Source organism: Microbacterium sp. SA39, assembly GCF_000967865.1.
Classification (GTDB): domain Bacteria; phylum Actinomycetota; class Actinomycetes; order Actinomycetales; family Microbacteriaceae; genus Microbacterium.
Genome location: NZ_JXRU01000030.1, coordinates 14708 through 33708 on the forward strand (window position 1 = coordinate 14708; position 19001 = coordinate 33708).

The 19001-nt window shown below is 68.4% G+C and carries 21 protein-coding genes and 1 tRNA gene; 14 read left to right on the top strand and 8 right to left on the bottom strand.

The window, feature by feature from the left end:
* The first annotated feature begins 17 nt into the window (after positions 1-17).
* The 8 genes from RS85_RS05970 (at position 18) to RS85_RS06005 (ending at position 7469) form a co-directional block, all read left to right on the top strand.
* Entirely contained in the window at positions 18-908 is an 891-nt protein-coding gene (locus RS85_RS05970; protein WP_046012530.1) for a ParA family protein, read from the top strand.
* Positions 892-1740: a segregation and condensation protein A gene (locus tag RS85_RS05975; protein WP_046012531.1), complete on the top strand. Its 849-nt coding sequence runs from the start codon at positions 892-894 to the stop codon at positions 1738-1740. The genes RS85_RS05970 and RS85_RS05975 overlap by 17 nt, the downstream gene beginning before the upstream one ends.
* A complete protein-coding gene (gene scpB / locus RS85_RS05980; protein ID WP_046012532.1) occupies positions 1730-2335 on the top strand; it encodes an SMC-Scp complex subunit ScpB in 606 nt (201 codons plus the stop codon). Before RS85_RS05975 ends, scpB begins: the two co-directional genes overlap by 11 nt.
* On the top strand, positions 2332-3141 hold the full coding sequence (locus tag RS85_RS05985; protein ID WP_046012533.1) for a pseudouridine synthase: 810 nt from the start codon (positions 2332-2334) through the stop codon (positions 3139-3141). Before scpB ends, RS85_RS05985 begins: the two co-directional genes overlap by 4 nt.
* Positions 3138-4274 carry a prephenate dehydrogenase gene (locus tag RS85_RS05990; protein ID WP_200894794.1) on the top strand — a complete coding sequence of 379 codons (1137 nt, stop codon included), beginning with the start codon at positions 3138-3140 and terminating at the stop codon, positions 4272-4274. The genes RS85_RS05985 and RS85_RS05990 overlap by 4 nt, the downstream gene beginning before the upstream one ends.
* The gene (gene cmk / locus RS85_RS05995) at positions 4267-4971 is read left to right on the top strand and encodes a (d)CMP kinase (RefSeq protein ID WP_046012534.1); all 705 of its coding nucleotides are present in this window, start codon (positions 4267-4269) and stop codon (positions 4969-4971) included. The genes RS85_RS05990 and cmk overlap by 8 nt, the downstream gene beginning before the upstream one ends.
* Positions 4972-5011: 40 nt before the next feature.
* Positions 5012-6484 (top strand): ribosome biogenesis GTPase Der, encoded by a 1473-nt coding sequence (gene der, locus RS85_RS06000; protein WP_235282361.1) that lies wholly within the window; start codon positions 5012-5014, stop codon positions 6482-6484.
* 61 nt (positions 6485-6545) lie between these two features.
* Entirely contained in the window at positions 6546-7469 is a 924-nt protein-coding gene (locus tag RS85_RS06005) for an NUDIX domain-containing protein (protein WP_046012536.1), read from the top strand.
* Positions 7470-7543: 74 nt separating this feature from the next.
* Here the strand turns inward: RS85_RS06005 and RS85_RS06010 are convergent, their stop codons facing one another.
* From RS85_RS06010 to RS85_RS06035, 6 genes are read right to left on the bottom strand one after another with little or no spacing between them, the layout of a single operon-like run.
* On the bottom strand, positions 7544-8995 hold the full coding sequence (locus RS85_RS06010) for an HNH endonuclease signature motif containing protein (protein WP_046012537.1): 1452 nt from the start codon (positions 8993-8995) through the stop codon (positions 7544-7546).
* A 39-nt stretch (positions 8996-9034) separates the two neighbouring features.
* Positions 9035-9409 carry an RNA-binding S4 domain-containing protein gene (locus tag RS85_RS06015; protein WP_046012538.1) on the bottom strand — a complete coding sequence of 125 codons (375 nt, stop codon included), beginning with the start codon at positions 9407-9409 and terminating at the stop codon, positions 9035-9037.
* Entirely contained in the window at positions 9409-10077 is a 669-nt protein-coding gene (locus tag RS85_RS06020) for a lysoplasmalogenase family protein (protein ID WP_046012539.1), read from the bottom strand. Before RS85_RS06020 ends, RS85_RS06015 begins: the two co-directional genes overlap by 1 nt.
* 40 nt (positions 10078-10117) lie before the next feature.
* A complete protein-coding gene (locus RS85_RS06025; RefSeq protein WP_046012540.1) occupies positions 10118-10573 on the bottom strand; it encodes a hypothetical protein in 456 nt (151 codons plus the stop codon).
* Between the two features lie 20 nt (positions 10574-10593).
* Positions 10594-10791 carry a hypothetical protein gene (locus tag RS85_RS06030; protein WP_046012541.1) on the bottom strand — a complete coding sequence of 66 codons (198 nt, stop codon included), beginning with the start codon at positions 10789-10791 and terminating at the stop codon, positions 10594-10596.
* Complete coding sequence (locus RS85_RS06035) at positions 10788-11372, bottom strand: GNAT family N-acetyltransferase (protein ID WP_046012542.1); 585 nt, start codon at positions 11370-11372, stop codon at positions 10788-10790. The genes RS85_RS06030 and RS85_RS06035 overlap by 4 nt, the downstream gene beginning before the upstream one ends.
* A gap of 107 nt (positions 11373-11479) precedes the next feature.
* On the opposite strand from RS85_RS06035, the gene RS85_RS06040 reads away from it, so the two are divergent.
* The 3 genes from RS85_RS06040 to RS85_RS06050 all read left to right on the top strand — a co-directional run bounded on the left by RS85_RS06040 (position 11480) and on the right by RS85_RS06050 (position 13819).
* Positions 11480-11556: transfer RNA gene (locus RS85_RS06040), tRNA-Pro, on the top strand.
* Positions 11557-11711: 155 nt separating this feature from the next.
* Positions 11712-12830 (top strand): NAD(P)/FAD-dependent oxidoreductase, encoded by a 1119-nt coding sequence (locus RS85_RS06045; protein ID WP_046012543.1) that lies wholly within the window; start codon positions 11712-11714, stop codon positions 12828-12830.
* Positions 12824-13819, top strand: a complete 996-nt coding sequence (locus tag RS85_RS06050) for an arsenic resistance protein (RefSeq protein ID WP_052703455.1) — start codon at positions 12824-12826, stop codon at positions 13817-13819. The genes RS85_RS06045 and RS85_RS06050 overlap by 7 nt, the downstream gene beginning before the upstream one ends.
* 58 nt (positions 13820-13877) lie before the next feature.
* Here the strand turns inward: RS85_RS06050 and RS85_RS06055 are convergent, their stop codons facing one another.
* Entirely contained in the window at positions 13878-14540 is a 663-nt protein-coding gene (locus RS85_RS06055) for a TetR/AcrR family transcriptional regulator (protein ID WP_046012544.1), read from the bottom strand.
* Positions 14541-14616: 76 nt separating this feature from the next.
* Between RS85_RS06055 and RS85_RS06060 the strand changes: the two genes are divergently transcribed.
* The gene (locus RS85_RS06060) at positions 14617-16047 is read left to right on the top strand and encodes a purine-cytosine permease family protein (RefSeq protein WP_046012545.1); all 1431 of its coding nucleotides are present in this window, start codon (positions 14617-14619) and stop codon (positions 16045-16047) included.
* Entirely contained in the window at positions 16044-17666 is a 1623-nt protein-coding gene (locus RS85_RS06065) for an amidohydrolase (protein ID WP_046012546.1), read from the top strand. The genes RS85_RS06060 and RS85_RS06065 overlap by 4 nt, the downstream gene beginning before the upstream one ends.
* Positions 17667-17726: 60 nt before the next feature.
* On the opposite strand, the gene RS85_RS06070 is transcribed toward RS85_RS06065, so the two are convergent.
* Positions 17727-18590 carry a DUF72 domain-containing protein gene (locus RS85_RS06070; RefSeq protein ID WP_046012547.1) on the bottom strand — a complete coding sequence of 288 codons (864 nt, stop codon included), beginning with the start codon at positions 18588-18590 and terminating at the stop codon, positions 17727-17729.
* A 155-nt stretch (positions 18591-18745) separates the two neighbouring features.
* Here RS85_RS06070 and RS85_RS06075 point away from each other — a divergent pair, with 155 nt between their 5' ends.
* Positions 18746-18943: a hypothetical protein gene (locus tag RS85_RS06075; RefSeq protein ID WP_046012548.1), complete on the top strand. Its 198-nt coding sequence runs from the start codon at positions 18746-18748 to the stop codon at positions 18941-18943.
* Positions 18944-19001: the final 58 nt, after the last annotated feature.

Genomic DNA, 19001 nt, shown 5'->3' on the forward strand with positions numbered 1-19001 from the left:
AAGGAGCAGGAGAACCGGTGGCTGAGAAAGCGGCGAAGTCCAGGGCGAAGGCAGAGAAGGCCGACGAGACCCCCTTGGGACCCACCGGACGCCCGTATCACGGGTTCGCGACCCCGGCCGCGCTGAAGTCGCATGGACCTGCCCGCATCATCGCGCTCTGCAATCAGAAGGGTGGCGTCGGCAAGACGACCACGACCATCAACCTCGCGGCGGCTCTCGCTGAGTACGGCCGCAAGGTGCTCGCCGTCGACTTCGATCCGCAGGGCGCGCTCTCCGCCGGTCTCGGCATCCAGACGCACGATGTGCCCACGGTCTACGACCTGCTGCTCGACACGAAGCGCGACGCGCATGACGCGATCGTCTCCTCCGGCGTCGCGGGCCTCGACGTGATGCCCGCGAACATCGATCTCTCGGCTGCCGAGGTTCACCTGGTGAACGAGGTCGCGCGCGAGACGATCCTCGCGCGTGTTCTCCGTCAGGTCGCGGGGGAGTACGACGTCATCCTCGTCGATTGCCAGCCGTCGCTCGGACTGCTCACCGTCAATGCCCTCACCGCCGCACACGGCGTGATCATCCCGCTCGAGTGCGAGTTCTTCGCGCTGCGCGGAGTGGCCCTGCTGATCGAGACCATCGACAAGGTCCGGGACCGCCTGAACCCGTCGATCACGATGGACGGACTGCTGGCGACGATGTACGACTCGCGCACCCTGCACTCGCGAGAGGTGCTCGAGCGGGTGGTCGAGACCTTCGGCGACGACGTGCTGGAGACGGTGATCGGCCGTACGGTGAAGTTCCCCGACGCCTCGGTCTCCGGCGTGCCCATCACCGAGTTCGCTCCGGAGCACGCCGCCGCCCAGGCCTACCTGCGGCTGGCGCGGGAGCTGGTCGCCCGTGGCGCCGTCGCCTGAGCAGAATCCTCTCGCCGACGCGCCCGAGCCTGTCGAGGGCGTCGAGGAGACTGCGGGCTTCCGCGTCTCCCTGACGAACTTCGACGGTCCGTTCGACCTGCTGCTGAACCTCATCTCGAAGCACGAGATGGACATCACCGAGGTCTCGCTGAGTGCGGTCACCAACGATTTCATCGCCTATCTGAGCCATCTCGACGATGATGAGGAACTAGATCAGGCATCCGAGTTCCTCGTCGTCGCGGCGACCCTGCTCGACATGAAGGTCGCCGGACTCCTGCCTCAGGGGGAGCTGGTGGATGCCGAGGCGGTGGCTTTGCTCGAAGCACGCGACCTGCTGTTCGCGCGTCTCCTGCAGTACCGGGCGTTCAAGGAGGTCTCCGCCTGGTTCGCCCGCTGCCTGCAGCGGGAGGATCGGCGGCACGTGCGGGCGGTGCGCCTCGACGAGAAGCACCGGCGGCAGACGCCGGAACTCGTCTGGACGCTCACCGTCGACGACTTCGCCGCTCTCGCCCTTCTCGCGTTCGCGCCGAAGGAGATCCCGCATGTCGGCCTCGACCACCTGCACGCGCCGCTCATCAGCATCCGCGAACAGGCGGCCATCGTGGTGACGCTGCTGCGCAGCACCGAATCCGTGAGCTTCCGCGAACTCGTCGCAGGCGTCACCGAGCCGGGCATCGTGGTCGCGCGCTTCATCTCGGTGCTGGAGCTGTATCGTCACGCGGCGCTGTCCTTCGAACAACTGGAACCGCTCGGCGAGCTCACGCTCCGCTGGGCAGCCGACACCTGGTCGGACGAGACTCTGGCGACGTTGGGAGCCGATTATGACCGATGACTCTTCGAGCTCTTCCGTGATCGAGGAGGCCGTGCGGGACACGCCCCTCTCCGAACGCGTCGAGGCGATCCTCCTCATCGTGGACGAGCCGATCGGTCTCGTGGCGCTGGCGGCCGCCGTCGGGTCGCCGGTGCCCGCCGTGCGCCAGACGCTCGAGACCCTCGTCGACGACTACGACGGGCGAGGGCACGGCCCGCGTCGCGGCTTCGAGCTGCGCGAGGTGGGCGGCGGCTGGCGGCTCTATGTGCGCGAGAACCACGACGACCTCGTGGCCGAGTTCATCGGCGGTCAGGCTCCGGCTCGGCTGTCGCAGGCCGCGCTCGAGACCCTCGCCGTGATCGCCTACAAGCAGCCGGTCACCCGCAGCCAGGTCGCCTCGATCCGTGCGGTGAACGTCGACTCGGTTGTGCGCACGCTGCTCGCGCGCGGACTGATCACCGAGCTGTTCGCCGACTCTGAGACCGGTGCGATCAACTACGGCACCTCCGACGCACTCCTGCAGCACCTGGGCATCAACTCACTCGACGAGCTGCCCCCGATCTCGCCGCTTCTCGACGACGGCGCAGACGGCTTCGACGAAGGGACCATCCGATGAGCGACGCTTCGACAGGCTCAGCGACCGAAAGCCAGCCCGAGGGCGTACGCCTGCAGAAGGTGCTCGCCGCCGCCGGAGTGGCGTCGCGCCGCGTCGTCGAGAACTACATCACCGAGGGACGCATCCGCGTGAACGGCGTGGTGGTCGAGGAGCTCGGCCGTCGGATCGACCCGGAGCGCGACCTGGTCGACGTCGACGGCACCGCCGTGCAGCTCGACGTCTCGAAGCGTTACGTGATGCTCAACAAGCCGACCGGCGTCGTCAGCAGCATGAAGGACGAGAACGGTCGCCCGGACCTCCGCCAGTTCACCGCGGACTACGAGGAGAGGCTGTACAACGTCGGCCGGCTCGACGCCGAGACGAGCGGGCTGCTGATCCTGACGAATGACGGCGAGCTGGCGCATGTGCTGGCGCATCCGTCGTTCGGCGTGACCAAGGTCTACATCGCGAAGGTCGAGGGAACGGTCCTGCCGCAGACGATCTCGAAGCTCACGAAGGGCATCGAGCTCGAAGACGGCGCGATCGCGGCCGACAAAGCACGCCTGCTGGACACGTCTCGCGGGTCGAGCCTGGTGGAGCTGACGCTGCACTCCGGGCGCAACCGCATCGTGCGCCGCATGCTGGCCGCCGTCGGCCACCCGGTCACCGAGCTGGTCCGCCGGCAGTTCGGCCCCCTGCACCTGGGAACGCTCCCTGCGGGGAAGTCGCGGGAACTGAGTAAAATCGAACTCGGTGCGCTCTTGACTCTGTCGCGCCAGGATTCCGACGCCGCTGAGGCGCCAGGCGAGCAGCAGGAGAACGAGTGACCGATACGACGAGTGCGCCCACGGTGCGGAAGGCCGGTGCCGTCGCGCCCCGCCTGTCCGGCACCGTCCGCATCGTCGGCACCGGTCTGCTCGGTGCGAGCGTCGGGCACGCCCTGCGCGCCAAGGGTGTCGACGTCGTCCTGACCGACGCGTCACCCGCCCAGCTGCGTCTCGCTGTCGACTACGGCGCCGGTCGGCTGGGCGCCGATGACGATGCGCCGTCGCTGATCGTCGTGGCCGTGCCGCCCGACGTCACCGCCGACGTGATCGAGGCGGAGCTCGCGCGATACCCGGATGCCGTCGTCACCGATGTCGCGAGCGTCAAGCTCGAGCCGTTCCGCACGCTGCAGGCCCGCGGAGTCGATCTCACGCGCTACATCGGCTCGCATCCACTGGCCGGTCGTGAGCGCGGGGGAGCGATCTCCGCGCGCGCCGACCTGTTCATCGGCCGCCCGTGGGTGGTCTGCCGCGATGAGGAGACGAAGGCTGCGGATCTCGCGCTCGTCGAGGCGCTCGCGCTCGATGTGGGCGCGATGCCCCTCGAGATGACGCCGGAGGAGCACGACCGCTCGGTCGCGCTCACCTCGCATGTACCCCAGGTCGTCGCCAGCCTCCTCGCCGCGCGCCTCGCCGGTGCCGAAGAGGGCGCGCTGCGCCTGGCCGGTCAGGGAGTCCGCGACACGACGCGCATCGCGGCATCCGCCCCCGAGCTCTGGGTCCAGATCCTCGGTGCCAACGCCGGCCCCGTCGTGGAGATCCTCGATGCGCTGGCCGCGGATCTCGGTGTGATCTCCGATGCTCTCCGTCAGCCCGGTGCACCAGGAGCACGTCGCGTCGTCGCCGAGACGATCCGCCAGGGCAACGACGGTGTCGACCGTCTGCCGGGCAAGCACGGCCAGAACCGACGGTTCGAGTCGCTCATCGTCATGATCGACGACACCCCCGGTCAGCTCGGGCGCCTGTTCGGCGAACTCGGCGAGCTCGGGGTCAACGTCGAAGACCTGCGGCTCGAGCACTCGCCCGGCGCCCAGTTCGGTCTGGCGGAGATCAGCGTCGAGCCGGCGGCGCTGCACGGAGCCATCACAGGCCTACAGGATCGCGGATGGCGGATTGCAGGGAACACCAATGACTGACACCTCGCTCTCCTTCACGGACGCCACCAAGTTCATCGCGATCGACGGGCCGGCCGGCTCGGGCAAGTCGAGCGTGTCGAAGGCCGTCGCGCGGCGGCTCGGTTTCGGCTACCTCGACACCGGTTCGGCTTATCGGGCGCTCGCCTGGCACGTGCTCGACCGGGGCGCGGACACGGCCGATGCGGACGCTGTGCGCGCCGCGGCATCCGATTTCCCGGTCGTTCTCGGACTCGACCCCGACGACCGCACCGTGCGCGTCGGCGACGTCGAGGTCACCGAGGCGATCCGCGATCCGCGCGTCTCCGGGGCCGTGAGCGGGGTCGCCAGGGTCGCCGAGGTGCGCGCCCAGGTGAATGAGCTCTTCCGCTCTCTCGTCTCCGACGCCGCGTATCCGGCGGTGGTGGTCGAGGGCCGCGACATCACGACCGTGGTCGCGCCCGACGCGCCCGTGCGGATCCTGCTGACCGCGGCTCCCGAGGTACGGGCCGCTCGACGTGCCGGCGAACTCGCCGGTGAGAATGCGGATGCCGTCGCCGCAGCGCTGCACAAGCGCGATGCATCAGACAGTGCCGTCGTGGACTTCCTCAACGCCGCGGACGGCGTCGAGGTCGTCGACTCGACGGACCTTGATTTTTCCCAGACCATCGACGCCGTTCTCTCGGTGATCGAGCAACACCGAGGAGCACACAGTGGCTGACGACGATTACGAAGGCGGCCCCGACCAGCTCGCCGAGAAGATGGAGCTGATCGACGAGGAGCTCGCAGACCAGCGCGCCGAGACCCTTCGCGCGGGTCTGGCGGACTACGACCTGGACGATGAGGATGCCGCGCTGCTCGCGGGCATCACCATGGGCGAAGACGGGATCATGTTCAGCCCTGCGCTGCCGGTCGTGGCGATCGTCGGTCGGCCGAACGTGGGCAAGTCCGCGCTCGTGAACCGCATCCTGGGCCGTCGCGAGGCCGTCGTGGAGGACACACCCGGCGTGACCCGCGACCGCGTGACCTACAAGGCGGAGTGGGCGGACCGCCGCTTCTCGATCGTCGACACGGGCGGGTGGGAGCCCGACGCACGCGGCATCGACCGCTCGGTCGCGATGCAGGCGGAGATCGCCATCGACCTCGCCGACATGGTGCTGTTCGTGGTGGATGCGATGGTCGGCGCGACGTCGACCGATGAGCACGTCGTGAAGCTGCTGCGCAAGAGCGGCAAGCCGGTGTTCCTCGTCGCGAACAAGATCGACGACACGCGGCAGGAGCCGGAGGCTGCGGCTCTGTGGAGCCTCGGTCTCGGTGAGCCGTACCCCGTGTCGGCCATTCACGGCCGCGGCGTCGCGGACCTGCTCGACGCAGTGCTCAAGAAGCTTCCCGAGGTCTCGGCCGTCGCGAAGCAGGAGTTCGGCGGACCCCGTCGTGTCGCCATCCTCGGCCGGCCGAACGTCGGGAAGTCGTCGCTGCTGAACAAGGCCGCCGGTGAAGAGCGCGTCGTCGTCAATGAGCTGGCCGGAACGACTCGCGACCCGGTGGACGAGGTCGTCGAGCTGGGCGGCAAGATGTGGCGGCTGGTTGACACGGCCGGCATCCGTCGCCGCGTGCATATGGCGCAGGGTGCCGACTTCTACGCGTCGCTCCGGACCTCTGCCGCGCTCGAGAAGGCGGAAGTCGCCGTCGTCGTGCTCGACGTCTCGGAGACGATCAGCGAGCAGGACGTGCGCATCATCGACCTCGTGCTGGAGTCGGGTCGTGCCCTGGTGCTCGCCTTCAACAAGTGGGACCGTCTGAACGACGACGACCTCGAGAACGCCGACCGTCGTCGCTATCTCGAGCGTGAGATAGAGCAGGACCTGGCGCACGTCGCCTGGGCCCCGCGCGTGAACATCTCGGCGAAGACCGGTCGTCACCTCGACAAGCTCGTCCCCGCGTTGGAGACGGCGCTCGAGAACTGGGATCGCCGTATCCCGACAGGCAAGTTCAACGCCTTCCTGGCCGAGCTCGTGGCCGAGCACCCGCACCCGCTGCGTGGTGGCAAGCAGCCGCGTATCCTGTTCGGCACCCAGGCGTCGACGCGCCCGCCGACGTTCGTGCTGTTCACCACGGGCTTCCTCGACCCGGGCTACCGCCGGTTCATCCAGCGCCGCCTGCGCGAGATCTACTCGTTCGAGGGAACGCCGATCGTGGTCAACATGCGCGTGCGCGAGAAGCGTCAGCGCTGAGCTGTTCCCGCCTGTTGCGGTCTGCGATGCCGATGCCCGGATGCTGTGAAAGGCTGAAGGGGTGACTGTCGAACCTCCTGCCAGCGGTGAACCGCGTCGCCCGGACGGGCCGCGGAACCCCGGCGATGCCTGGGTGGTCGCGGAGACGGGGGAGAAGTACTGGGGGCGTTTCGGCGCGGCCGGGCTTCTCGCGTTCGACCCTGCCCGCGGCATCCTGCTGCAGCATCGGGTGTCGTGGAGCCACTTCGGTGGCACATGGGGTCTGCCCGGTGGAGCGCTCCATGAGGGGGAATCGGCCATTCTCGGTGCCATCCGCGAGGCGCAGGAGGAGGCGGGGGTGCCGAACGGCGCCGTCCGCCCCCGGTTCACCAGTGTGCTCGACCTGGACATCTGGGCGTACACCACGGTCATCGCCGACGTGCAGGTTCCGTTCGATCCGGTGATCAGCGACCCCGAGAGCGTCGCGCTCGAGTGGGTGCCAGTGGATGAGGTCTCGTCTTTGCCCCTGCACCCGGGATTCGGGGCCGCGTGGTCCGCGCTGCGCGCGCAGCTCGAGGTGCGGCCCGTGGTCGTCGTCGATGGCGCGAACGTCGTCGGCTCCGTACCGAACGGCTGGTGGAAGGATCGTGCCGGCGCGGCTTCGCGTCTGCGTGCGCGCCTGGAGGGTCTCGCTCTCCCCGCACGGGATCTCGGGCTGGAGGGCCACCTGTGGTTCCCCTCGGTGTCGTTGGTGCTCGAGGGGCAGGCGCGCGGAATCGCTTCCGGATTGGATGCCGGCTCGGTGTCGGTCGTGAACGCCGAAGCTTCGGGTGACGATGCGATCGTCGCGGAGGTGGAACGGCGGGTCGCGGCGGGGGAAACGGTGCTCGCGGTGACGAGCGATCGGGCCCTTCGCGAGCGGGTCGAGCGTGCGGGTGCCTCGCAGGTGCGCTCGGCAGGCTGGCTCGTGGACCTGCTGGCGCAGGCGGACCGCGCGGGGAAATAGCTTTCGGTTGCACGGTCGCGGTCTGCTCTCCCGCGCGGGTTGCTGACTCTCGCATCCGACTGCTGGCCCTCATGTCAGGTGAACATGACGCGTGGTGGCGCGTTGTCTCGGTATTCGCGTCCGAGGGGGCTGTGCCAGGTGAGGGTGCCGTCGTGGTGTTGTCGGGCGGTCCATCGGTGTCTGTCGGGGATGTCGGGGTGTTTGAGGGTGTGGTGGGTGCGGCAGAGATGGGCGAGGTTGCTCAGCCGGGTTCTGCCGCCGCGTGCGTGGTCGTGGGTGTGGTCGATGTCGCACCGGTGCACGGGCATGCGGCATCCGGGGAATCGGCAGTGCTGGTCGCGGGCGCGGAGGAATCGGCGCATCTGCGCGGTCGGGGTGTAGGTGTCGGTTTCGGTGACCATGCCGTCGGGGTCCAGGAACAGGCGTGACCAGCCGGTGTTCCGGCCCGCGAGGGCGCGGGCGATGTCGGGGTGCAGCGGCCCGTGGCCGTCGAGGAGGGCGGGGCGGGTGTCGGCACCGGTGAGGGTGCTGCCGGGGACGGTGACCTGGATGCGGCCCTGGATGTTGTCGAGCCCGGCCCCCTGCGCGGTGCTGGGGTCGGCGGCGAGCAGCAGGTCCATGAACAGGTCGGCCCGGACCTGATCCCACGTGCGGGTATCCGCTGGGATGCGCTGGACGTTGGCGTCGGGGTCGACGGCGAAGGTCCCGTTCCCGTGGATCACGTCGTGCCCGTCGCTCACGTCATCGAAGAGGCCCGCGAACAGGGCGAACGCCGGATCGTCCGGGGCGATGTCGTCCGAGGTGATCGTGTCACTGTCATCGTCGAACGCCCACGCGGCCAGGGACGGGTCCCGGTCGTCGCGGGTGTTCATCACGTGGCGTGCCATCTGGTCGAGGCGGTCTTTGATCGCGACAGCGGCCCATTCCGGGAGCACCGCGGACAGCAGGGCAAGGCCGTCGCCGACGGAGCGGATGCTCACACTCCGTTCCCCGGACGCCCGCTGGTGCCGCTCCACGACGGTCTCCCCGACGAGGGCGGCGGCGACCTGCTTCGCGTGCGCACCCGTGCGGGCCGCGGTCTCCCGCTCGGCGTACACCAGCATCGCCGCCTCATACAGTCCCATCACGTCGGCATCCACTTTCTTGTTGCGAATCGCTTCGGACACGATCGCGCTCGCCCGGGCGATCTGTCGCACATGCCCCGCGCTCACCCGCCCCGACCGGAATGCCGCCCGCACCGCGGGGAGTTCTTCGCTCAAGGTACGGGCGTCGGTGAACGCGAACTCCATCGACCCCTTCGGGATTCGACCCGCGGCGGAGAACTCCGCGACCATCGACCGGTAGATCGCATCCCGGTGAAAGGGACTCTCCGCGACATCCGCGTCATGGAACCCGATCTGCTCCACCAACAACGCGCACGCTTCTGCCTCCAAGACAGCGACCTGTCGCTGTTTCTCCACCCACGTGTCCAGCACACGACGGCGTTCCTCGAGATCGAGGTCGAGATCCGTCCGCTGCGGGGCCATACCCCCAGACTAGAACAGATGTTCGAATATGGCAGCATACTAGTCGAGGAAGAACTCGTCTCGTCCGCGCAGCTTGTCGATGTCGCGTCGCTCCCTCTTCGTGGGCCGGCCCGCACCTCGATCGCGGAGGCCGAGCGCTGCCTGAGGCTCGCGTTCGGGCGTGCGATCCTCATATGCCAGAGCCGCCACAGGAGCACCGACGCGCTTCACGAGGATCTGGCGAACGCCGAGGATCCGGTCGAAACCGGAGATCCGGACACGGACCTCATCCCCGATACGGATGGCCTGAGCAGCCTTCACCTTCTCACCGTTCACGCGTACATGCCCCGCGCGGCATGCGGTCGTCGCCGCCGAGCGCGTCTTGTAGACGCGGACGGCCCAGAGCCAGCTGTCGACCCTCGCGGAGTCCACCATCACGAGCTCCTTCTCTGCAGAGTGACCAGTGCGCCGGCGACGATGAGTCCCTGGCCGAGGATGTACGTGAGCATGATCGCCGGATCGCTCCACGCGGGCAGGCCGTCGGGCAGGAACAGGCGGCAGGCGAGGATCGTGTCGCTGGCCAGGAAGAACGCACCGCCCACCGCGACGAGCGGGTGGCATCGGGCGGAGAAGGCAGCCGTCCCAGCGAGAACGAGTCCGTAGACCGCGACGGCGATCAGTAGGCCGCCGGTGTGCGGTCCGAGGAAGACGAGCATCCCGACCCACCAGCCCGCGTACACCAACGCCCACCACGGCATCCGTCGCTTCGCGAGGTCGCGAACGAACAACAGGATGTATGCCAGGTGCGCGATGCCGAAGAAGAGCAGCATGAGCGGCAGTTCGGGGGCCATAGGGAAGAGTGCTCCCACGCTGTCTCCCAGCCAGGAGAACAACAACGCAGCCAGCAGAAGAATCACCGCTGCGCGTGGAGCCAGGCGCGACGCGGACAGCAGCACGGGGATGGCCAACAGGGGCATCAGAAGCAGCTTGGTCGTCTCAGCCGCCGAGCTGTCGATGACGAGAAGCGCCGCATGCAGGACCGAGACCGCGATGTAGGGCGCGAACGCCCACGCGGTCGACGGAGGAAGTGTGCGGCGCTGCATCTCCCCATCGTATGGTCGGGGCACGATCGAACCCGACGGATCAGGACTCGACGGTGACCTGATCGACATCGCCACCCGCACCGAGATGCACGGCCGGCCAGTAGCCTTCCGGGAAGTGGTCGCCACACCCATCGATCAGATGCAGGATGATCATGCCGTCCGCTGCCGCCTCGATCGTCTCGAGGGAGAGGTCGGATGCTGCCTCGTCCAGCTCGTGGGGCTCAGGCTCGCCGTTGCTGAAGGCCGTGACCACGGCATCCGAGGCGATGCGCCGCAGTGACACGAGATGGGTGACGGTCTCGCGCACGCGGGGGAGGAGCGCGGCGATCTCACTCGGATCCGTGCCCTCGATCATGAGTTCGATCTCGTCGCCGTCGACGACGATCGTGCGGCCGTACCAGTCATGCGTCAGGACGCTCTCGTCGGTCAGCTCCGTGGTCGCGCGGGTGAGGATGCCGAGCTCGGGATCGTCTATGGTCGGATGCTCGTCACTCATGTCTTCACGCTAGCGCTCGGTCACAGCGCCAGGCGCCGGCCTTCCGGTTCGAGGTGTTCACGGAGGATGCGGATGGCTTTCGGTCCGACGCCGTGGATCGCGAGCAGCTCTTTCTCGGAGGCGCCGTCGAACTGTTCGAGACGCGTGAATCCGCGGAGGGCCAGCTCGCGGCGGGCCACCCTGCCCATCGCCGCCGGCAGCTCCAACTCATCGGTCACGAGCGGAGTTTCAGCGTGACGAGGGCGCGTCCGGGCTTGAGCTCGGTGGTCGCGGTGAATCCTGCCGAGAGGAACGTGCGCACGGTTCCGTGGAACAGATCGTTGCTGCGCTGCTTCTCGCCGCCGGTGTCGACGGGGTAGCCCTCGATCAGCCGCGCACCTGATTCGCGGGCGTAGTCGACCGCCGCGCGCAGCAGTTCGAGGTTGAGACCGGAACCGCGGTGCTCGCGTCGGACGACGAAGCAGGTCACGGCCCAGACCGAGTCGTCGTCGAATGGTTCTGGCGTCGCGGCGGCGATGATGCGCGTGCGCGGAATGCGCGCCTGCTTCGTGCGCGGGCCGATCCGAATCCACCCTGCGGCCTCGCCGTCGACATACGCGATGATTCCCGGTGGAGGGCCTTCATCGATCTCGGCGCGGAGCATCTCGGTCCGCTGCGGGGTGGTCGTCTCGTTCCAGTCCTTGTTGCTCAGCATCGGCCAGATGCACTGGCAACTGGCGCCGTCGCCGCCCCCGGTGAGTGCGTGCTGAACGTCGTCCCAGCGGGCGGTGGTCGCCACCTCGGTCGTGATCGTCGCCATGCCAGCGACGCTACGCTGAGCGTCCGACACCCGCAACGGACCGGTTCGCGGAGCACCGCTCGGTCAGGCTAAGATAGGGGAGTTGCCCGCGCGCAAGTGCGGAACAACGGGCTGTGGCGCAGCTTGGTAGCGCACTTGACTGGGGGTCAAGGGGTCGCAGGTTCAAATCCTGTCAGCCCGACCATCGAGAGGCTCGGAATCACGCGAAGATCGCGAGGTTCCGAGCCTCTTTCTCGTTAAGGCGGCTTCGCACGCGCCCTCTCGTCTCGTCACCGATTCGCTTCCCCAGGCATCGCTGTCTACTCTATTGAGAACCATTCTCAACAAGATTGCGACCCCATGTCGACACCCCCTCAGATTCTCGACGCTCTCGTCATCGGCGCCGGCCCCGCAGGCATCGGAACAGCTCTCGCCCTCGCGGCGGTGGAAGGCCTGACATTCGGCGTGATCGAGCGCGGCCAGATCGGGCAGACCTTCCTCGACTGGCCCACCGAGCAGACGTTCCTCACGCCGTCCTTCACCGGCAACGGTTTCGGCGCCACCGACCTCAACGCCGTGCATCCGGAAACCTCTCCGGCCTTCAGTCTCGGTGTCGACTACCAGACGGGTGGCCAGTACGCGAAGTACCTGCGCAGCGTTGTGAAGCACTTCGGTGTTCCGGTGCTCGATGGCACAGAGGCCACGGCGGTGACCGCGCGCGAGGACGGCTTCGAGGTCCAGTGCGCGCGCGGCCCGGTGCTGGCTCGATCTCTCGTCTGGGCCGGGGGAGAGTTCCACCAGCCTCTCGAACCGCGCGTCGCCGGCACCGGTCTCGCAGACCTCGCTCGCGCCCCAGAAGCCTGGGAGCCGCGGACCGGCCGGGCACTGGTCATGGGCGGGTACGAGTCGGGCCTCGACATCGCGTGTCACCATGTCGAGCGGGGCGCCCACGTGACCGTGGTCGACGGCTCGACCCCGTGGGACGCCGGAACGGGCTCGGACCCGTCGTTCCGACTCGCGCCGCGATCGCGAGTGCGGCTGAGCGCGGCGCTCGAGACCGGGCGACTCACATTGATCGGTGCGCACGCCGGATCCATCAAACGCGATGGCGACGAGTTCGTGGTCCGGCTGGATGACGGCAACCGCATCCGCATCGATTCCCGGCCGATCGCCGCGACGGGATACGGACCAGGCCTGGGCCCGGTCGAGGGACTCTTCGCTCAGCGCGCAGACGGGTGGCCGGATCTCGATAAGGATGACCAGTCGACGCTGGCCTCTGGGCTCTTCCTCTCCGGGCCGGCGATCCGTCACGGGGGCCTGAAGTTCTGCTTCATCTACAAGTTCCGGCAGCGTTTCGCGCACATCGCCCGCATCATCGGAGAGAGGGCCGGCAAGGATGTCGGCGCGCTCGAGGCGTGGCGCGCGGCCGGCATGCTGACCGACGACCTGTCCTGCTGTGGGGTGGAGTGCGCGTGCTGACCGCCGCGCTGCGCTCCAGCGCGGTCGCCGGACTCTTCCTCGTAGCCATAGCGACGGGGAGTCTGCTCGGTGCCTTCGCGCCTGCGGCGGCGACGAGAGTGTCTGCCTTCGCCGACCCACTGATCCTCGTCCTGGTCGGAGCCCTGTTCTTCACTCTGCGCCTGGATGGACTCTCGAGTCTGCGTCGCGCGCCGCGGACGATGCTGCTCGCCCTCGGCATGAACTTCCTCATCGTGCCGCTGGTCGCTTTGGTGCTCACCGCGCTGCTCCCGGGTGAGGCCCTGCGGCTCGGGGTGCTGATCTACTGCCTCGCGCCGTGCACCGACTGGTTCCTGGGCTTCACCCGCCTGGCCGGCGGCGACACCACCACTGGCGCCGCGCTCATCCCCGTGCAGCTCGTTCTCCAGCTTCTGCTCTACCCCGTCTGGCTGGGTCTCTTCGCCGGAGAGCACGTCGACACGGTCCTGACAACGGCCGCCCCCACGCTGCTGACGTGGTTCGTCCTGCCCGCTGCGATCGGCCTCGGCGCGCGACTGGTACTGCATCTGACGATCGCCGCCATAGCACGCTCCCGGATCGCGGCCGGGGTGGACCGCGCGATCCCCGCGATCATCGCCGCAGTGATCGCTGCCATCTTCGCGGGCAACGTCGGGACGATCCTCGCCGACCCGGCATCCTTCGCCTGGGTGCTGGTGGTGGTGTTCCTCTTCTTCGTGGTGATCTACGCGCTGGGGGAGGGCGTCCGCATCCTGTTCCGCTTGCGTCCCGCAGAGCACGCGCTGCTGACGATGACCACTTCGGCACGGAACGCCCCACTCATGCTCGCGGTCACGACGATCGCTCTGCCCGACGAGCCCCTCGTGCACGCGGCGATCGTCCTTGGCATGCTCATCGAATTCCCGCATCTCAGCATCCTCACGCTTCTCCTGCGAAGGCGGCGGTCGCAGGGTGCCGCCGAGGCGGTCGCCGAGTCGCAGCTCAGTCGCTGAGCCGTCGGTCGCGCCTGAGTCGTCGCAACCCGACCCCGGTGGGTGGAGGACGCGTCGCTCAGCCCGGAGTCGCCCGCTCGATCGCTTGCCGCAGCACCCCGGACTCCAACCCCAGCGCCCACTCCGCCACATCAGCGACGACCTGCGTGTGCGCCGGATGCTCGATCTGCGTCGACGCGTTCACGTATGATCCGCCGCCGTCGAGCGCGATCAGGATCCGGATGCACGCCGCCTCGGCATCCACGTCTCCGAAGTCCCGCGAGTCGATGCCGTCCTCGATGATGGCCGTCAGCCCCTCCCGGTCGAGGGCGTCCTGCACCTCCAACTCGGCGTCGAGCGTCGGACTGAAACGCGCCAGGTGCCGCGCGTTCAGCCAGAGCCGTGCCAGCGGGAGGGAGCGACCGCGCTCGACGTGATCGATGAAGTGCGCCAGGCGCTGCAGGGGAGTGCCGTCCGACGTGAAGAACTGCTCGCGTTCGAGCACCGCCGCCCGGGCGAACGCCGCAACCACGAGATCTTCGGCCACGGGGAAGTAGTGGGTGATCAGCCCGGGCCGCACACCGAGCCGCGCGGCGACCGCGCGCAGCGTGATGCGCTCGAGACCCTCCTCGATGGCAATCGCCGCCGCGCAGGCGAGGATGTCCTCCCGCCGCTCTTCCGGGGGTTTGCGGGTTCGCGGGGGAGTCGCGTGAGAAGAAGTGCTTGACGTCACCTCACCCATGCTATTGAATGAGTGACCAATAGTCCATTGGGCATGTGACCAATAGCAATGGCGCTCTCCTCCCGAAAGGAACTCCATGACCCGGAACGCACTCCCTGACGTCGAGACCCTCGACACCGCATCGCGCCCCGAGACGCGCGGCATCGAGCTGATCGACGACGCCGAACGCCACGGCAGAGCGCGCGACCTCTTCCTCATCTGGGCGGCCCCGAGCGTCAGCATCCTGAACCTCACGATCGGCGCATCCCTGATCCTCCTCGGCCTCGAGATCTGGCAGGCGATCGCGGTGATCGTCGCGGCCTCCCTCCTCTGGATCCTGCCCGGCATCATCGCCGGGAGCGGACCGGCCGCCGGGACCTCGGGCTCGGTCGTGACGCGGGCGATGTACGGCATCCTCGGCAACCGCCTCTTCGTCGCCGTCGTCGGATGGTTCATCGGCGCGGTCTTCCTGTCCTTGACCTGGCTCGCCTCGTCGTTCATGGGAGCCGACCTGCTGCGACGCGCCGGCATGGACGACCCGATCTGGGTTCCGATCGGCGTCACGGTCGTCGTCGCGGCCATCACCATCCTCGTGGCGATCTTCGGCCACGGCCTGATCCTGCGCGCGTACCCGTACATGGCCGCCGCCCTGTTCGTGATCTTCCTCGCGGTCGCGGGCTTCATCCTGCCGACCGTCTACTGGCAGTACGCAGCCCCTGAGCCCCTGAGCGGTGCCGCACTCTGGTCGGCGATCTCGATCGGCTTCACGATCCTCGCCTCGACTCCACTGTCGTTCATCAACAGTCCCGACATCGCCCGCTACCTCCCTCGCGACACCAAGCCCTCGCACATCACCGCCGCGACCGCCCTCGGAGGGGCCATCCCCTTCATCGTCTTCACCACCGTCGGAGTGCTGCTGGCGACGGGGCTGAGCACCGCCGCATTCGAGACCGGCATCGACGTCGCCCTGCTGGATCTGCTGCCGGCGTGGCTCGGTCCGGTGCTCGTGATCGGCGTCGTCATCAACACGATCGCGCTCAACGCCATGACCGCGTACACGTCGAGCATGGCGCTCCAGGCCATCGGCTTCCGGCTGCGCCGCATCCCCGCGGCGATCATCGTGGGTGTGGTCGGGACGGCGCTGACGATCTACCTCGTGCTGGCCTCGAACCTCGTGGAGGCGGCGAACCTCATGCTGCAGTTCCTCGTCGTCGTGTCGGGGCCGGCGATGGCGATCTTCGTCGTCGACGTCATCCTGCGCCGCTACGACTACGACGGCGTCGACCTCTTCCACGACCGACCCGGCGGCCGGTACTGGTACTCGGCGGGATGGAGCATCCCCGGCATCACCGCGCTCTTCGCCGGCGGCATCGCGACCGCGCTGTGCCTGTCGACGAGCGTCTGGAGCGGTCCGATCGCCGAACTCACCGGCTACATCGACCTGTCGGTGCCCGTCGGCATGCTCGTCGCCGCGGCGCTCTACGCCGGCCTGCTGCGCACCCCACTCGGAAAGGACGGTCGACCGTGACCACCCGCTACCTCAACGGACGCATCTTCACCGCGGATGACGACCCGGCTCGCGCCTGGGCCGAGTCTCTCGTGATCGATGGCGAGACGATCACCTACGTCGGTACGCGTGCGGATGCGCCGCCCGCCGATGAGACGGTCGACCTCGAGGGGCGGCTCGTGCTCCCCGGATTCACCGACGCCCACACCCACCTCCTCATGGCGGGCGCCGCACTCGGCCAGGTGCCGCTCACCGCCGCGCGATCGCTCGACGAGATCCAGGCACTGCTGCGCGAAGCGAGGGCGGCGAATCCGGATGCCGCGGTGCTGCGGGGCCGTGGCTGGCTCTTCGATTCGGTGCCGGACGGCGCCCCGACCGCGGCGATGATCGACGCGGTGGTCGATGACATCCCCGTCTATCTCGACGCGAACGACTACCACTCCTGCTGGGTCAACAGCGCGGCGCTGGTCGAGCTGGGCATCACCCGCGACACTCCGGATCCGATCGGCGGACACTTCGCACGGGATGCCGCAGGGGAGCCGACCGGACTCCTCTACGAGACCGCAGCGACCCAGTACGCCTGGGCGCACAGGGACGCGACCACGACCGACACCGACCGCGATGCCGACGTCGAGCGCGTCATCGAGGCGTACCTGGCGGCCGGGGTGACCGGCGCGATCGACATGGCCTTCGACGAGTTCGGGCTGGATGCACTCCGTCGTGCCGAGGAGCGGCATGGCGGAGAGCTGCCGATCCGCGTCGCGGCCCACTGGATCATCACGAACACCGGAGACGACGCCGAGAACCTCGCTCAGGTCTCGCGCGCGGCCGAGCTCGCGCGCGAGACGGCGTCCTCCGGGGTCCGCGTCGTCGGCATCAAGCTGATCCTCGACGGCGTGATCGATGCGTGCACCGCGGCGATGCGGCATCCGTACGCCGACGGAACGAATGCTGCACCCATCTGGCCGGTCGCGCAGCTGAATCCGGTCGTCGCGGCAGCGGATGCCGCGGGCCTGCAGATCGCGCAGCACGCGATCGGCGACCTCGCGAGCGAGATCGCACTCGATGCGATCGAGCACGCGATCGCGGTGAACGGGGCCCGTCCACGGCGTCACCGCATCGAGCACCTCGAGTACGCGGCTCCCGGGACGGCCGAGCGGATGGCCCGTCTCGGTGTCACCGCGTCGATGCAGCCCGTGCACAGCGATCCCGCGATCTTCGCGAACTGGGCCGAGATGCTGGGCGACGACCGCGTCGACCGTGCGTTCCCGTGGCAGGAATACGAGGATGCCGGAGCGCTGCTGGCCTTCTCGACGGATGCGCCGACCGCTCCGCATGAGGCCCTGGCCAACATGTACGTCGCATCGACCCGCGCCTCGGCGCTCGATCGGTCGGTGGCTGCGATACATCCGCAGTTCGCGCTGCCTCTCGCGGCCGCGATCGGGCACGCGACGCGCGACGCCGCGGCATCCGTCGGCGATGGTGACTGGCGGGGCCGCATCGCGCCGGGCTTCGCGGCCGACCTGATCGTGCTCGACACCGACCCGTTCGCCAAAGGGCCGGCGTCGTTGCTCGACGCCCGCGTGGTGCAGACGATCGTCGCCGGGAAGACGCGCTACCGCACCGACACCGCCGGTTGAGGCGGCGATCACGCCCGCTCGAGAATGCGGGCGTGACGCTGCCCTCCGTACCGCTGCGGCTCACCGCTCCCGGACGAGCCGGTCCAGCAGCTGCGCGTCGTGCGGCGCGTGGCCCTGTGCGTCATTGTCGAAGTACACGTACACGTCGCGCGCCGGGGCTTCGGCGGATGCGTCCCCACCCGTCCACTCGGCGATCCGCGCGGCCCACTCGCTGAGCTGCGGCTCGTTGTAGCCGCTGTGGTACAGCACGTCGGCGCCGTGCAGCCGGACGTACACGAAGTCTGCGGTCAGCGCCTCGAAACGCGGCCACCGGCCCGCGGTATCGGCGATTGCGAGCGCGACGCCGTGTTCGCGCAGCAGGCTGACGCAGCGCTCGTCATCGAACGTCTCCGATCGCGGCTCGAGCGCATACCTCAGCGGCGCGTCCTCCTCGATCTCGAGCCATGCTCGGCCGTCGAGCCGATCATCGTGATCGCGTGCCAGGCGCAGAGCCTCGCCGGTCGTCTGGGGCAGAGCGCCGAGGAATCCGTCCAGGACGTCGGGATCGAACTCCTGCCGCTCCGGCAACTGCCAGAGGATCGGCCCCAACTGTGCACCGAGGGCGAGCACGCCGGACGCGAAGAAGTTGGCGAGAGCCTGTTCCACATCGCGAAGGCGCAGCATGTGCGAGATGTAGCGGGAGCCCTTGACCGCGAAGACGAAGTCATCCGGAACGCTGTCGCGCCAGCGCCGGTAGCTCTCGGGACGCTGGAGGGAGTAAAAGGACCCGTTGAGCTCGACCGTGGAGAATTGCTGACCGATGTACTCGAGCTCTCGGCGCTGGGCGAGGCCCGCGGGGTAGAAGTCGCCGCGCCAGCGCGCATAGCGCCATCCGGATACGCCGATCAGGGCTCTTCCTCGCGGGCGCGGATGATCTTCTGCCATGTCGCCACGGTACGCATCGACGAATCTCCGCTCCCAGCGGATTGACCCGTGGCCGAGCGATCGCTAGGGAAGCCGATGCCGGCCTGTCGTCAACCCCCTGGAACGCGGAACGGAAGGCGCGCATCGTCGATGGCATACCGAGGAAAGGAGTCGAGATGTCTTTCGAGACCGAACATATCGATGACGAGAAGCCCACCGCGGATCGTGAGGAACAGCAACGCGATGTCGAAGAGGAGCCGGAGGTCGATGCCACCGAGACTCCTCCGGGATTCGACGACCCGGAGGTGGATCCCGCAGATCTCGTCGATCAGCGCTCAGAGGTGCCGATCGATGAGGACCGGCCTCGGGAGTGACCTGAGCCGGAGATGCGCGCGAGGTATGCCCTCCCGATGACGCCGCCCCAGACGATGT

Coding starts and splice junctions, on each gene's coding strand:
- der (WP_235282361.1), top strand. CDS start 5,012: ATGGAGCTGATCGACGAGGAGCTCGCAGACCAGCGCGCCGAGACCCTT.
- RS85_RS06045 (WP_046012543.1), top strand. CDS start 11,712: ATGTCGACACCCCCTCAGATTCTCGACGCTCTCGTCATCGGCGCCGGC.
- RS85_RS06035 (WP_046012542.1), bottom strand. CDS start 11,372: ATGGCGACGATCACGACCGAGGTGGCGACCACCGCCCGCTGGGACGAC.
- RS85_RS06025 (WP_046012540.1), bottom strand. CDS start 10,573: ATGAGTGACGAGCATCCGACCATAGACGATCCCGAGCTCGGCATCCTC.
- RS85_RS06075 (WP_046012548.1), top strand. CDS start 18,746: ATGTCTTTCGAGACCGAACATATCGATGACGAGAAGCCCACCGCGGAT.
- RS85_RS05985 (WP_046012533.1), top strand. CDS start 2,332: ATGAGCGACGCTTCGACAGGCTCAGCGACCGAAAGCCAGCCCGAGGGC.
- scpB (WP_046012532.1), top strand. CDS start 1,730: ATGACCGATGACTCTTCGAGCTCTTCCGTGATCGAGGAGGCCGTGCGG.
- RS85_RS06015 (WP_046012538.1), bottom strand. CDS start 9,409: ATGGTGGACTCCGCGAGGGTCGACAGCTGGCTCTGGGCCGTCCGCGTC.
- RS85_RS06055 (WP_046012544.1), bottom strand. CDS start 14,540: ATGGGTGAGGTGACGTCAAGCACTTCTTCTCACGCGACTCCCCCGCGA.
- RS85_RS06020 (WP_046012539.1), bottom strand. CDS start 10,077: ATGCAGCGCCGCACACTTCCTCCGTCGACCGCGTGGGCGTTCGCGCCC.
- RS85_RS06070 (WP_046012547.1), bottom strand. CDS start 18,590: ATGGCAGAAGATCATCCGCGCCCGCGAGGAAGAGCCCTGATCGGCGTA.
- cmk (WP_046012534.1), top strand. CDS start 4,267: ATGACTGACACCTCGCTCTCCTTCACGGACGCCACCAAGTTCATCGCG.
- RS85_RS06060 (WP_046012545.1), top strand. CDS start 14,617: ATGACCCGGAACGCACTCCCTGACGTCGAGACCCTCGACACCGCATCG.
- RS85_RS06010 (WP_046012537.1), bottom strand. CDS start 8,995: ATGGCCCCGCAGCGGACGGATCTCGACCTCGATCTCGAGGAACGCCGT.